This is a genomic window from Actinokineospora bangkokensis (assembly GCF_001940455.1).
Taxonomy (GTDB): Bacteria; Actinomycetota; Actinomycetes; order Mycobacteriales; family Pseudonocardiaceae; genus Actinokineospora; species Actinokineospora bangkokensis.
This window is the reverse complement of sequence record NZ_MKQR01000013.1, coordinates 233616-247182: the sequence shown is the minus strand read 5'-3', so window position 1 is coordinate 247182 and position 13567 is coordinate 233616. Positions and strand designations below refer to the sequence as shown.

Genomic DNA, 13567 nt, shown 5'->3' with positions numbered 1-13567 from the left:
GGTCCCCCGCGCACGTGCGGGGTACGCGCACCCCCGTCCAGCTCACCCCGCCCCCGCGGGCACCGCCGAATGTGCGGGCCGGAGCCGGATGTGCCGAGGTGTGCCCAGGCAGGACGCTGATCTGGCGAAACAAGCCCTCCCGGACCACCGTCCGGGGCTTCACGGAGAGCCAGGTAGCACTGATGGCACACCCCGCACCCACCAGCTCGGCGTTGGCGACCCTCACCGCTGTGCCCGTTGCCGTGACCGCCCTCGATCCCGTCCTGCTGGCCCAGTCCTGCGCCGCCCTGGCGGGCGCGCCCGGCATCGACCTGGTCGACGAGGTGGCGCGGGCGCGCGTCGTCGTGGTGTCGGTGGGGGTGTTGGCCGCGGCTGAGCTGCGGTTGATCCGGCAGGTGCGGGCGAGCGCCGCGCGGCCGGAGGTCGTGGTGGTGGCGGGGGAGCCCGCGGCCGCGGACACGTTGGCGGCGCTGGCCGCGGGGGCGCGGGGGCTGCTGCGCCGGGAGCAGGCGGACGCGGAGCGGCTGGGGCAGGCCGTGCTGTCGGCCGACCTGGGGGACTGCACGCTGCCCGAGGACATCGTCGAGCAGGTGCCGGAGTGCGACGCGCCGCCCACGGTGCACGTGCTGGGGCCCGCGTCGGCCACCCGGGACGCGCTCGTGGCGGCGCTGCGGGAGGCCGGGGCCGTGCTCGTGCCGCGCCCGGACAGCGCACCGGACACCGTCACCGTGGTCGCGGGGGAGACCGTGGAGCGCGCGCTGGGCGCGTGCGGGCGGACCGGGGCCGAGCGGGCGCTGGTCGTGGCCGAGCGGTTCACCCCCGAGTCCGTGGTGCGGGCGGCCGACTGGGGGGCCAAGGCGCTGCTCGCGGCGGCCGAGGCGACCCCGCAGCGGCTGCTGGCGGCCCTGGGGTCGGCGCGCGACGGCGACGGGCGGGTGCCCTACCAGGTGATGATCCGCGTGCTGGGCGCGGGCACCGCCGAGCCGGTCCCCGCGCAGCGGGCGAGCGGGGTGGAGGTGCCGCTCACCGCGCGGCAGACCACGGTGCTGCGGCTGATGGCCGAGGGGCACGGCAACGGCGAGATCGCCCGGTTGCTGGAGTGCTCGGAGCACACCGTCAAGAACGTCGTCTACGAGCTGATGGCCCGGTTGCAGGTGCGCAACCGCGCCCAGGCCGTCGCGCACGCGATCCGCACCGGCGTGATCTGAGCCGGGCAGCACCCCGGTCCAGGGTAGGACGCGCAAGCCCCGGCTGCGCCTGCTGCCCTGGACCGCGCCACCGCCGGTGAACAGGCTGGGACCCGCGCCCGCACGGGCCCACCGACGCGCAGGAGACCGAAGTGGACACAGGACCCACCGCGACCGCCCGGCACCGCCGGGGGTTGGCCGCGGTCTACACCGCCGGTGGCGCCTCCGCCTTCGGCACGCAGATGACGCTGCTGGCGCTGCCCTGGCTGGTGCTCCAGACCACCGGGTCGGCCACGATGACCGGGCTGCTGTTCGCCGTGCAGGTGCTGCCCATGGCGCTGCTGGGCTTCGCGGGCACCGCGGTGATCCAGCGGTGGGGTGCGCGCCGCACGATGGTGCTCGCGGACCTGCTGCGGGCACCGGTGATCGCGCTCGTGCCCGTGCTGTCCACAGCGGACGCGCTGGCCTACCCGGTGCTGCTGGCCGTGGTCGCGCTGCTCGGCGTGCTGGGCGTGCCCTACTTCGCCGCGCAGCGGGTGCTGGCCGCGGAGCTGGCCGGGTCCGACGCGGGTGCGCTGACCAGGGCCAACAGCGTGCTGGAAGGCTGCTTCAACACCGCCTCGCTGGCCGGACCGGCCCTCGGCGGCGTGCTGATCGCGCTGATCGGGCCGGAGCGGGTGCTGTGGGCCGACGCCGCCACGTACCTGGTGTCCGGGCTGCTGCTGTGGGCCGGGGTGCCCGCGGGCGCCGGGCGGGCCGAGCCGAGGAGCGCGCCGCGCGCCGGGCTGCTCGCCGGGGTGCGGGCGCTGCGCGCGGACGACTTCCTGCGGCCCGCGATGGTCTCCACCGTCTCCTTCGGCTTCCTGCTGCGGGTCCTCATGCTCGCCCTGCCGCTGCTGGCCTTCGCCCGGTTCGACGGGCAGGCCGAGGTGGGCGGGCTGCTGGTCGCCGCCTTCGGCTCCGGCGCGCTGGTCGGGTCGCTGCTGAGCTACCTGGTGGCGGGCAGGCTGCGGCCGGGCACGCTGATGGCGGTGTCGGCGGTGCAGCTGGTGCTGCCGCTGTGGGTGCTCGCCGCGCCCGTCCCGGTGCCGGTGCTGGTGGCCGCGCTGGTCGTGTCCGCGGCGTCGCTGCCGCTGTCCAACGCGCCCTTCTTCAGCATCCTCGCCACCCGCTTCACCGGCTCCGACCGGGCCGCGGTCATGCAGTCGGTCATCACCATGTCCAACATCGCCGGGCCGCTGGGCTTCCTCGTCGGCGGGGTGGCCGTGGACCGGCTCGGCGTCACCACCGCGCTGCTGGTGCTCGCCGCCCTGGCCAGCGCCGCCGCGGTGAACCTGCTGCGCGCCACCCGCAGGCTGCGCCCCGCCCCCACCCCCACCACCGCCCCCAGGGAAGTGAGCCACGCATGAGCGGCGTCGGATTTCTCCCGCCACCCACCACCACGACCCCGCCCGAACCGCTGACCGCCCCCGCCGCCTTGACCGCGCCCGCGCCCGAGCCCGCGCGGTGCCTGCACGACCTGTTCGCCGCGCGGGCGCAGGCGGCGCCGGACGCGATCGCCGCCGTGCAGGGTGACCGGTCGATCAGCTACGGGCAGCTGCGCGAGCGCTCCCTGGCGCTGGCCGCCGCGCTGCGCGAGCGCGGGGTCGGGCCGGACGTGGTGGTCGGGCTGCACCTGCCGCGGTCGATCGAGCTGCTGGTGGGGGTCCTGGGCATCCAGGAGGCGGGCGGGGCGTACCTGCCGCTGTGGGTCGGGCACCCGGCCGAGCGGTTGCAGCACATGCTCGACCTGTCCGGCGCCACCGTGCTCGTCACCGACGACGCCGCCGCGCTGCCCGCCTTCACCGGCGCCCGGGTGCCGGTGGACGCCGTCGCCACCGGCGCCCCCGTCGAGGCCCGCCGCCCCACCCCGGACCACCTCGCCTACGTCATCTACACCTCGGGCACCACCGGCACGCCCAAGGGCGTCGCCGTGCCGCACCGGGCCGCCGAGCGCATCGTCCGCTCCGGCCACTACGGCACCTGGGGGCCGGGGGAGGTGTTCCTGCAGTCCTGCCCGCTGTCGTTCGACGCGTCGGTGTTCGAGGTGTTCGGCGCGCTGGCCAACGGCGCCACCCTCGCGCTGCTGCCCGACCAGCGGGTGTCGGCGGAGGCCATCGCCGCCACCGTCCGGGCCCACGGCGTCACGACCGCCTGGCTCACCCCCACCCTGTTCAACCGCATGGTCGACGACGGCGGGCTGGACGGCGCGGGCGTGCGGCGGTTCGTCGTCGGCGGCGAGGTGCTGTCCACCCCGCACGTGGCCAAGGCGCTGACCGCGCTGGGCGCCCGGGTGTCCAACGGGTACGGGCCCACCGAGGCGGGCGTGTTCGTCTGCTGCCAGGACTTCACCGCCGACGACCTGCAGTACTCCCCGCCCCCGGTGGGCAGGCCGCTGCCGGACACGGTGGTGCGGGTGCTCGACGAGCACCTGCGGCCGGTGCCCGACGGCGCCGAGGGCGAGCTGTACCTCGGCGGCGGGGCGCTGGCCCGCGGCTACCACGGCCGCCCCGCGCTCACCGCCGCCTCGTTCGTGCCCGACCCGCACGCCACCACCCCCGGCGCCCGCCTCTACCGCTCCGGCGACCTCGCCCGGGTGCTGCCCGGCGGTCTGGTGCAGGTGCTCGGGCGCGCCGACGACCAGGTGAAGGTGCGCGGCAACCGGGTGGAGCTCGGCGAGGTCGAGTCCGCGCTGGCCACCTCCCCCGGGGTCGAGCGGGCCGCGGTGGTCGACCGGGTGCGCGGCGCGGAGAAGGTGCTCGTCGCCTTCGTCGTCCCCACCCCCGGCGCCGCCCCCACGGTGACCGCCCTGCGCGCCCGGCTCGCCGCCGACCTGCCGGACTACATGGTGCCCTCGGAGTTCCACCGCCTCGACGCGCTGCCGCTCACCGCGCACGACAAGCTCGACCGCGCCGCGCTGCGCGCCGACACCACCGCCCCGGCCCTGGAGCTGGGCAGCCGGTTCGTCCAGGCCGCCTCCGAGCTGGAGCTGACCCTGGCCGCGCTGTGGACCGACGTGCTCGACGTGCCCTCGGTCGGCGTGGACGACAACTACTTCGACCTGGGCGGCACCTCGCTCACGGTCCCCGAGCTGCACCGCCGCATCCACGAGGAGCTGGGCGCGCGCCTGCCCGCCACCGCCCTCTACGAGCACCCCACGGTGCGCGCGCTGGCCGAGTCGATCGAGAGCACGGGAGCCCTGCTGTGAGCCAGACCCAGGAACCGGTGGCCGTGATCGGCATGGCGGCGACCATGCCGGGCGCCGACGACCTCGACCAGTTCTGGACGAACCTGCGCGCGGGCCGCAACTGCATCACCTACGGCCCCCGGGTGGTCGTCGCCGACGAGCGCGAGGGCACCCGCCGGGTGCACGCGCGCGGCGTGCTCGGCGACGTCCGCCGCTTCGACCACGAGTTCTTCGGCATCCCGCGCCGCGAGGCCGAGGTGCTCGACCCGCAGCACCGGGTGCTGCTGGAGCACTCCTGGGCGGCGATGGAGGACGCGGGCTACGACCCGCACCGGTTGCGGGACAAGGTCGCCGTGTACACCACCGCGGGCCCCAACACCTACAAGGACGACCGCGACTTCGGCGCCGAGTCCGCCGCCGAGCGGCTGCTGGTCGACCTGTCGAACGCCCCGGACACCCTGTCCACCCGCATCTCCTACAAGCTCGGCCTCACCGGCGAGAGCCTCAGCGTGCGCACCGCCTGCTCGTCGTCGCTGGTGGCCATCCACCTCGCCGCCGAGGCGGTGCGCAGCGGCCGGGTCGGGTTCGCGCTCGCGGGCGCGGTGAACATCCGCTGCTGGGAGACCCTGGCCTACGAGCAGCAGGACGGGTTCATCCTCTCCGCCGACGGCCACACCCGCGCCTACGACCACCGCGGCACCGGCTACGTCGAGGGCGACGGCGTCGGCGTCGTGCTGCTGCGCAGGCTCTCCGACGCGCTGGCCGCGGGCGACCACGTGCACGCGGTGATCCGCTCCGGCGGGATCAACAACGACGGCAAGGCCAAGGCGGGCTTCTCCGCCCCCGGCGTCGAGGGCCAGTCGGCCGCGATCGGCGCCGCGCTGGCCGGGGCGGGGGTGCCCGCCGAGTCGATCCACATGGTGGAGGGCCACGGCACCGGCACCGCGGTGGGTGACCCGATCGAGGTGCGCGCGCTGACCAGGGCCTACCGCGCGCACACCGACCGCACCGGGTTCTGCGCGCTGGGCTCGGTGAAGGCCAACATCGGCCACCTCGGCTACGCCTCGGGCATGGCCGGGCTGCTCAAGGCGGTGCTCGCGGTCAAGCACGGCGAGATCCCACCGCTGCCCGACTTCGAGGCGGCCAACCCCGAGATCGACTTCGCCTCCTCGCCGTTCTTCCCGGTGACCGAGGCGCGCCCGTTCCCCGAGGGCCCGCGCCGGGCGGGGGTCAGCTCCTTCGGCATGGGCGGCACCAACGTCCACGTCATCGTCGAGCAGGCGCCCGCGGTCGAGCCCGCCGGGGAGCGCCCGGCCGCACCGCGGGCGGTCGTGCTCTCCGCCCGCACCGAGCAGGCGCTGGCCCAGGTGCGCGCCCGCCTCGCGGACTGGCTGGTGGCCCACCCGGACGCCGACCTGGCCGACGTGGCGTTCACCCTGGCCACCGGCCGCAAGCCGCAGCCGGTGCGCTGGACCACCGTCGCGTCCACCGTGGACGAGCTGGTCGCGGTGCTGCGCGGCGCGGCGCCCAACGCGCACACCGGCGAGGCCACCGAGCTGGCCCAGGCGTGGGCGGGCGGCATGACGATCGACTGGGCGGGCTACTACGCGGGCACCACCCACCGCCGCGTCCCGCTGCCCACCTACCCCTGGCAGGGCGAGGAGCTGTGGGTGCCGGTCGTGGGCGGCGACGCCCGCGGCACCGACCCCGACGCGCCCGAGCCGGTCGCGGACTGGGTGTACCGCCAGGTGTGGACCCGCACGGCCCTGCCCCGCCCGCACCACCCCGGCGACCTCACCGCCACCGCGGGCGCGTGCGTCGTCCTCGGCGACGGCGGCGCCCTCGACACCGCCGTGCGGTCCGAGCTGGCCGCGGCGGGCCTGACCGTGGTGCCGGTCGAGCTGGCCGAGGCCTTCGACACCAGCCCCGCGGGCGTGGTCGGCGTCCGTCCCGGCGACCCCGCCGACCTGGCCCGCGCCGTCGAGCACGTCATCGCCGCGCACGGCGCCATCACCCGGGTCGTGCACCTGTGGGACCACGCGGCGGCGGGCGCGGACCTGTCGGTCGGCGTCCTCGGCACCCTCTCGCTCGTCCAGGCCCTCACCGCCGCGCGGCAGGCGCCCGAGCTGTGGGTGCTCACCCGCGACGCGCAGCCGGTGGGCGACGCGCTCGACCTGCGGCCCGAGGGCGCCGCGCTGCTGGGCCTGTGCCAGGTGGTGCCGCAGGAGCACCCCGACCTCACCTGCCGCGGCATCGACGTCACCGACGGCGCCGACCCGCGCCGCACCGCCGCCCAGCTGCTCGCGGAGATGGCCTCACCCGGCACCGACCAGGAGATCGCCTACCGCGGCGCCGACCGGCACGTGCCCTCCTTCGCCAAGCTCGACGGCGCGGGCGGGGTCGCCACCCCGGTCCGGCCGGGCGGCGCCTACCTCGTCGCCGGGGCGGGCCGCATGGGCACGGCCATCGCCGAGCACCTGGCCGCCGCGGGTGCCACCAGGATCGCCCTGCTGTCCCGGCGCGGCACCGCCCCCGGCACCGACCGGTTCCCCGCGGGCACCGAGGTGTGGGCGCTGGCCGCCGACCTGGCCGACGAGGCCGCCGTGGCGGACGCGGTCGCCCGGGTCACCGAGCGCTGGGGCCCGATCTCCGGGCTGGTCCACGCCGCGGGCGCGGACGCCTCCGGCGGGCTGTCCCTCCTCGCGGACACCACCCCCGGGAGCGCCGCCGACCTGCTGGCCCCCAAGACCGCGGGCCTGCTCGCGCTCGACCGGGCCACCCGGGCGCAGCCGCTGGACTTCGCCCTGGTGTGCGCCAGCCTGAGCACCGTCCTGGGCGGCATCACCTTCGGCGCCTACACCGCGGCCAACCGCTTCCTCGACGCCCACGCCGAGCTGCGCCGCGCCCAGGGCGCGCCCTGGGTCGGCGTCGACTGGGACGTCTGGGGCTTCCCCGGCACCGCCGCGGCGGCCTCGCCCACCGCGATGGCGGTCGAGCAGGCCACCGGGCTGCTCGGCGCCCTGGTGTCCGAGGGCGGCGGCCGCCTCGTCGTCTCCACCACCGCCCTGGGGCCGCGCGTGGCCCGCGTCCGCGCGGCGCTGGCCGGTGGTGGCGGGTCGGGCGGGGGCCCGCTGCTGACCTCGGTCGAGCAGCTGCGCGACGCGCTGATGGACGTCGTCGCGGACCTGGTGGGCCTCGACGACCTGGAGGAGGACGACGAGCTGCTGGCCATCGGGTGCGACTCGCTGACCTTCCTGGAGGCGCTGGCCCGCTGGGGCAACCGGATCGGGGTCAAGGTCCCGATCGCCCGGCTGTGGGGCTGCCGCACCTTCACCGACCTGGCCGAGGCGGGCTGGGCGGTCGTGCGCGAGGTGGGCGCGCCCGCCGGGCCCGAGGCGGCCGCGCAGGCGCTGCGCCACCTCGCGGGCTGAGGCGGCGCCGGATGACCAGCCGAGAAGCAACGACGCGCGAGATGAGCTGAGATGAACATCAACGTCATGCGGGCCCGCGCCGACACACCGGGTGCGGGCCACGTCGCCCACCTCAACAACGCGGGCGCGAGCCTGCCGCCCCGCCAGGTCGTCGACGCCGTGGTGGACCACCTGCGGCTGGAGGCCGAGATCGGCCCCTACGAGGCGGGCGAGCGCAACCTCGTCGGCCTGGAGCGCGCGCACGGCGCGGTGGCCGAGCTGCTGGGCTGCCACACCGAAGAGGTGGCGCTGTTCGACAGCGCCACCCGCGCCTGGGGCGCCGCGCTGGCCGCCGTCCCGCTGCGCGCGGGCGACCGGGTGCTCATCTCCCCGATGGAGTACGGCAGCAGCTACCTGTCGCTGCTCCAGCTCGCCGACCGCGCGGGCATCCGGCTGGAGGTGCTGCCGGTCGGCGCCGACGGCCTGGTCGACCTGGCCGACCTGCGCGACCGGCTCGACGAGCGGGTCGGGCTCATCGCCATGACCCACATCCCCATGCACGACGGGCTGGTCTACCCGGTGGCCGCGATCGGCGCGCTGGCCCGCGAGTTCGGCGTGCCCTACCTGGTCGACGGCAGCCAGTCGGTCGGCCAGCTGCCGGTCGACGTCGCCGCCATCGGCTGCGACCTGCTGGTCGGCTCCGGCCGCAAGTTCCTGCGCGGCCCGCGCGGCACCGGCTTCCTCTACGCCCGCCGCGACTTCGCCGAGACCCTGGCGCCCGCCACCGTGGGCCTCGACGGGGTGGAGTGGGACGGCGTCGGCTACCGCTACGCCCCCGCCGCCCGCCGCTTCGACACCTGGGAGACCAACGCGGCCGCCCGCATCGGCCTGGGCGTGGCCGTCGACTACGCCCTGGCCTGGGGGGTGGAGCACACCTGGGCCCGGGTCCGCGCCCTGGGCGAGCGGCTGCGCGCCGACCTCGCGGGCATCCCCGGCACCACCGTGGAGGACCGCGGCCGCGAGCGCTGCGCCACCGTCGCGGTCACCGTGCACGGCCACGCCGCCGAGCTGGTGCGCGCCGAGCTGGCCAGGGCCGGGGTCAACACCTGGGTGTGCCTGGCCAACGCCGCCTGCGCCGACATGCGCGACCGGGGGATCAGCAGCCTGCTGCGGATCTCCCCGCACTACTACAACACCGAGGACGAGCTGGCCAGGGTGGCCGAGGTCCTGGGGTCGCTCACCGTCGGGCGCCACGCCGTGCGAGCGGTGTCGTGACCCCCGCCGCCACCGCCTCGCCCTGGCTGCGCCGCCCCAAGCCCCGGCCCGGCGCCGCGCTGCGCCTGGTGTGCGTCCCGCACGCGGGCGCGGGCCCGTCGTCGTTCGCCCGCTGGATCGCCGAGCTGGCCCCGGACGTCGAGGTGTGCATCGCCGCGCTGCCCGGCCGCGAGTCCCGGTTCACCGAGCCGCCGGTCACCGACGTCGACGTGCTCGCCGACGAGCTCACCGCGGCCACCGCCGGGCTGGGCGCGGACCTGCCGGTCGCGCTGTTCGGGCACAGCATGGGCGCGGTGCTGGCCTACGAGGTCGCCCACCGGCTGCCCACCCCGCCCGCGCACCTGGTCGCGTCCGGGTCGCTGCCCCCGCAGGTGCCCGACCTCGACCCGCGCATCGCCCACCTGCCCGACGCGGAGTTCCTCGCGCGGGTTCGCGCCTACGGCGGCATCCCGGACGCGGTGTGCGCCGACCCGGACCTGCTGGCGCTGCTGCTGCCGGTGCTGCGCGCCGACTTCGCCGCCTGCGAGGGCTACCGGTTCACCGAGCGCCCGCCGCTGGACTGCCCCGTCACCGCGCTGTGCGGCTCCGGCGACCGGTACGTCGACGAGGCGGCGCTGGGCCGCTGGGGCGAGCTGACCACGGGGGAGTGCGTGACCCGGGTCATCGGGGCGGGCCACTTCAACCTCGTCGAGGACCGCGCCGCCGTGCTGGGCTTCCTGCGCGCGCGGCTCGGCGTCACCGCGGAAGGGGCACAGCCGTGACCAGCACGATCGCCCGCACCACCGACCTGCTCGTCTGGTCGGCCGCCGACGCCGCGGGGCTGCCCGCCGCCCGCGCGGCCGTGCTCGACCGGCTGGGGTCCGACCCCGGCGGCGTGGCCGAGCTGGCCCGCGAGCTGCGGTCCCGCGACCACGGCCCGTACCGCGGCGCGCTGGCCTGCCACGACGTCGACCAGGCGGTCGCCGCGCTGCGCAGGGGCCGCGGGCTGGAGGGCAAGCACCCCGCCGCCGAGCGCCCGCTGGCGCTGCTGTTCAGCGGTGTCGGGGAGCAGTTCCCCGGCATGGCCTGGGACCTGCACACCACCCAGCCGGTGTTCCGCGCCGCCGCCGAGCGCTGCTTCGCCGCGCTGGGCCCGCTCGGCGACGAGCTGCGCGAGCTGCTGGTGCGCCCGCCCGCGCCGCCCGCCGCCCCGGCGGGCGACCTGCGCGCGATGCTGGCCGCCCGCGAGGTGCCGCAGGGCCCGCTCTCGCACACCCGCCTGGGCCAGCCCGCGGTGTTCGTCGTGGAGCACGCCACCGCCGAGCTGCTGCGCTCCTGGGGCTTGGTGCCGGAGGCGGTGCTGGGCTACAGCCTGGGCGAGTACGCCGCGGCCTGCGCCGCCGGGGTGCTCACCCCCGAGGACGCCCTGCGCCTGGTGAGCTGGCGGGCCGAGCGGATCGAGGAGCTGCCCGAGGGCGGCATGCTCGCCGTCGCCGCCCCGCGCGCCGAGGTGGAGCCGTGGCTGGGCGACGCGGTGGACGTCAGCGCCGTCACCGGCCCGCACCAGACCGTCGTCGGCGGGCCCGCGGCCGCCGTGGCCGAGCTGGCGGTGCGGCTCACCGACGCGGGCGTGCCGTTCCAGCGGGTCGGCGCCCGGCACGGCTTCCACACCCGCACCATGGCCCCGCTGGCCGCCGAGCTGCGCGCGTGGATCACCGGCAACGCCACCCTGTCCGCCCCGCGCACCCGGCTGGCCGCCAACGTCACCGGCACTTGGGCCACCGCGGCGCAGGCCACCGACCCGGACTACTGGGCCCGTCACCTGACCCACCCGGTCGAGCTGCTGTCGGGCCTGGGCGCCCTGTGGCGCGACGTCGACCCGGTGGCCCTGGAGCTGGGCCCCGGCGAGGGCCTGACCGCCTACGCCCGCCACCACCCGGCCTGCGACCGGCCCCGCCTCGCCCGGGTCCAGCCCACCCTGACCGCGGCGGGCGCCGGGACCGGCACCGCCGCGCTGCTGACCGCCCTCGGTCGCTTGTGGACAGCGGGCCTGCGGGTCGACTGGGCGCGCCTGGACGGCGCGGGCGGCACCGAGGTCACCGGCAGCGACAGCGACAGCGACAGCGACAAGAACAGCACCGAGAACACGGGGAGTGCAGCATGATCGGCGTCGTCGGAGCGGGCACCATCGGGACGGGGGTGGCCCAGGACCTCGCGCAGGCGGGCCACGACGTCGTGCTCGTCGACATCAGCGCGGACGCCCTGGCCACCGCGCGCGAGGAGATCGGGCGGGCGGTGCGCTTCCAGCGGGTCGTCGCCCCGCACCTGCCGACCCACGACGTCGACGAGGTGCTGGGCCGCATCACCACCACCACCGACCTCGGGGCGCTGGCCACGGCGTCGCTGGTCGTGGAGAACGTCTCGGAGAGGTGGGAGGCCAAGCAGGCCGTGCACCGCGAGCTGGACCGGGTCTGCGGCCCGGACGCCATCTTCGTGGTGAACACCTCCTGCTTCCCCATCACCGACGTGGCCGCGGTGACCGGCCGCCCGCAGCAGGTGGTGGGCGTGCACTTCATGAACCCGGTGCCGCTCAAGCCCGTGGTCGAGCTGATCCCCGGCTGGCACACCACCCAGGCCACGATCGACGCGGTCAAGGCGGTGCTGGCCACCGCGGGCAAGCGCGCGATCCAGGTCAAGGACTCGCCCGGCTTCGTCTCCAACCGGGTCCTCATGCTCACCGTCAACGAGGCCGTCTTCGCCTACAGCGAGGGCATCGCCTCCGCCCGCGACATCGACGACCTGTTCCGCGGCTGCTTCGGGCACGAGATGGGCCCGCTGGCCACCGCGGACCTCATCGGCCTCGACACCATCCTGCACAGCCTGGAGGTGCTGCACGAGCGCTTCGCCGACTCGAAGTACCGGCCCTGCCCGCTGCTGCGCACGATGGTCTCCGCGGGCCTGCTCGGCCGCAAGTCCGGCCAGGGCTTCCACGACTACGGCAGCGCCCCGCGCGCCACCCCCACCCCCCGCCCGGTCCAGACCCAGGGAGCCTGACCATGACCGCCACCCTCTCCACCACCGACATCAAGTCCCGCGTCCGCGCCTTCCTCGACGGCCGCCTGCCCGCCGACCTCGCCGACGACGAGGACATCTTCGAGGCGGGCCTGGTGAACTCGCTGTTCGCCATGCAGCTGGTGGTCTTCGTCGAGCAGGAGTTCGCCTTCCGCATCGGCAACGACGACCTGGAGCGCGACAACTTCCGCAGCGTGGACGCGATCACCGCACTGGTGGCCCGCAATGTCTCCTGACGCGGGGGCCGCCACCCTGACCACGAGGGCGCAGGACACCGCCCGGGTGCGGGAGTTCGTCGAGCGCGAGGTCACCCCGCGCGCGGCGGCCATCGACCAGGACAGCGCCGTGCCCGCCGAGCTGGTGCGCGCCCTCGCCGCCGAGGGCCACCTCGGCGCCACCGTCGCCCCGGGGTTCGGCGGCACGGGCCTGGACCAGGTGCGCCTGGGCGTGCTGCACGAGGAGGTCGCGCGCGGCTGCTCGTCCACCCGCACCCTGCTCACCGTGCACGGCATGGTGTCCGACGCCGTGCAGCGTTGGGGCACCGACGACCAGCGCGCCGAGTGGCTGCCCCGGCTCGCCGCGGGCGACGCCCTGGGCGCGCTCGCCCTGAGCGAGCCGGGCGCGGGCAGCGACCCGACGGGCCTGGAGACCACCGCCGAACCCGTCGACGGCGGCTACGCCCTCACCGGGGTGAAGACCTGGATCAGCATGGCGCTCATCGCGGACCTGCTGCTGGTCTTCGCGCGCACCCCGGGCGGCATCACCGCCTTCCTGGTGCCGCGCACCACCCCGGGCGTCGAGGTCGTGCCGATCGACGGCGTCCTGGGCACCCGCGGCGGCCTGATGGGCCAGGTGCGCCTGTCCGGGGCCCGCGTGCCCGCCACCGCCGTGCTGGGGCCGGAGGGCCGGGGCTTCCCGACCGTGGCCACCACGGCGCTGGAGCTGGGCCGCTACAGCGTGGCCGCCGGGTGCGTGGGCATCGCGCAGGCCTGCCTGGACGCCGCGCTCGCCCACACCGGCAGCCGCCGCCAGGGCGGGGCGCTGATCGCCGACCACCAGCTCGTCCGCCGCCTGGTCACCGACATCGCCACCGAGGTCACCGCGTCGCGGCTGCTGCTGCGCCAGGCTGGCGCGCTGCGCCAGGCCAACGACCTGTCCGCGCCCACCGCGACCTGGATGGCCAAGTACTTCGCCTCCACCGCGGCCAACCGGGCCGCGACCGAGACCGTGCAGCTGCACGGCGCCTCGGGCTGCTTCGACGGCCACCCCGCGGCGCGGTACTTCCGCGACGCGAAGGTCATGGAGATCATCGAGGGTTCCACCCAGGTCCAGCAGGTCGTCATCGCCGACCTGGTCCGCCAGGACCGGCGCAGGCTGCCCGACCTCGCCGCACCGCTGCTGAGCACAGGAAGGTGAGC

10 protein-coding genes are annotated in these 13567 nt (G+C 76.5%); all 10 read left to right on the top strand.

Going from position 1 to position 13567, the window contains the following annotated elements:
- The first annotated feature begins 182 nt into the window (after positions 1-182).
- The 10 genes from BJP25_RS35510 to BJP25_RS13895 all read left to right on the top strand — a co-directional run bounded on the left by BJP25_RS35510 (position 183) and on the right by BJP25_RS13895 (position 13565).
- The gene (locus tag BJP25_RS35510; RefSeq protein WP_084793982.1) at positions 183-1208 is read left to right on the top strand and encodes a helix-turn-helix transcriptional regulator; all 1026 of its coding nucleotides are present in this window, start codon (positions 183-185) and stop codon (positions 1206-1208) included.
- A 131-nt stretch (positions 1209-1339) separates the two neighbouring features.
- Entirely contained in the window at positions 1340-2596 is a 1257-nt protein-coding gene (locus BJP25_RS13935; protein ID WP_075975322.1) for an MFS transporter, read from the top strand.
- Positions 2593-4434 carry a non-ribosomal peptide synthetase gene (locus tag BJP25_RS13930; protein WP_075975321.1) on the top strand — a complete coding sequence of 614 codons (1842 nt, stop codon included), beginning with the start codon at positions 2593-2595 and terminating at the stop codon, positions 4432-4434. The genes BJP25_RS13935 and BJP25_RS13930 overlap by 4 nt, the downstream gene beginning before the upstream one ends.
- Entirely contained in the window at positions 4431-7844 is a 3414-nt protein-coding gene (locus BJP25_RS13925; RefSeq protein ID WP_075975320.1) for an SDR family NAD(P)-dependent oxidoreductase, read from the top strand. The genes BJP25_RS13930 and BJP25_RS13925 overlap by 4 nt, the downstream gene beginning before the upstream one ends.
- A gap of 51 nt (positions 7845-7895) precedes the next feature.
- A complete protein-coding gene (locus BJP25_RS13920; RefSeq protein WP_075975319.1) occupies positions 7896-9098 on the top strand; it encodes an aminotransferase class V-fold PLP-dependent enzyme in 1203 nt (400 codons plus the stop codon).
- On the top strand, positions 9095-9859 hold the full coding sequence (locus BJP25_RS13915; RefSeq protein ID WP_075975318.1) for a thioesterase II family protein: 765 nt from the start codon (positions 9095-9097) through the stop codon (positions 9857-9859). The genes BJP25_RS13920 and BJP25_RS13915 overlap by 4 nt, the downstream gene beginning before the upstream one ends.
- Positions 9856-11241, top strand: a complete 1386-nt coding sequence (locus tag BJP25_RS13910) for an acyltransferase domain-containing protein (protein ID WP_075975317.1) — start codon at positions 9856-9858, stop codon at positions 11239-11241. Before BJP25_RS13915 ends, BJP25_RS13910 begins: the two co-directional genes overlap by 4 nt.
- Positions 11238-12131, top strand: a complete 894-nt coding sequence (locus BJP25_RS13905; RefSeq protein WP_075975316.1) for a 3-hydroxyacyl-CoA dehydrogenase family protein — start codon at positions 11238-11240, stop codon at positions 12129-12131. The genes BJP25_RS13910 and BJP25_RS13905 overlap by 4 nt, the downstream gene beginning before the upstream one ends.
- 2 nt (positions 12132-12133) lie before the next feature.
- Complete coding sequence (locus BJP25_RS13900) at positions 12134-12385, top strand: phosphopantetheine-binding protein (protein ID WP_075975315.1); 252 nt, start codon at positions 12134-12136, stop codon at positions 12383-12385.
- Positions 12375-13565 carry an acyl-CoA dehydrogenase family protein gene (locus tag BJP25_RS13895; protein WP_075975314.1) on the top strand — a complete coding sequence of 397 codons (1191 nt, stop codon included), beginning with the start codon at positions 12375-12377 and terminating at the stop codon, positions 13563-13565. Before BJP25_RS13900 ends, BJP25_RS13895 begins: the two co-directional genes overlap by 11 nt.
- The last annotated feature ends 2 nt before the right edge of the window (positions 13566-13567 follow it).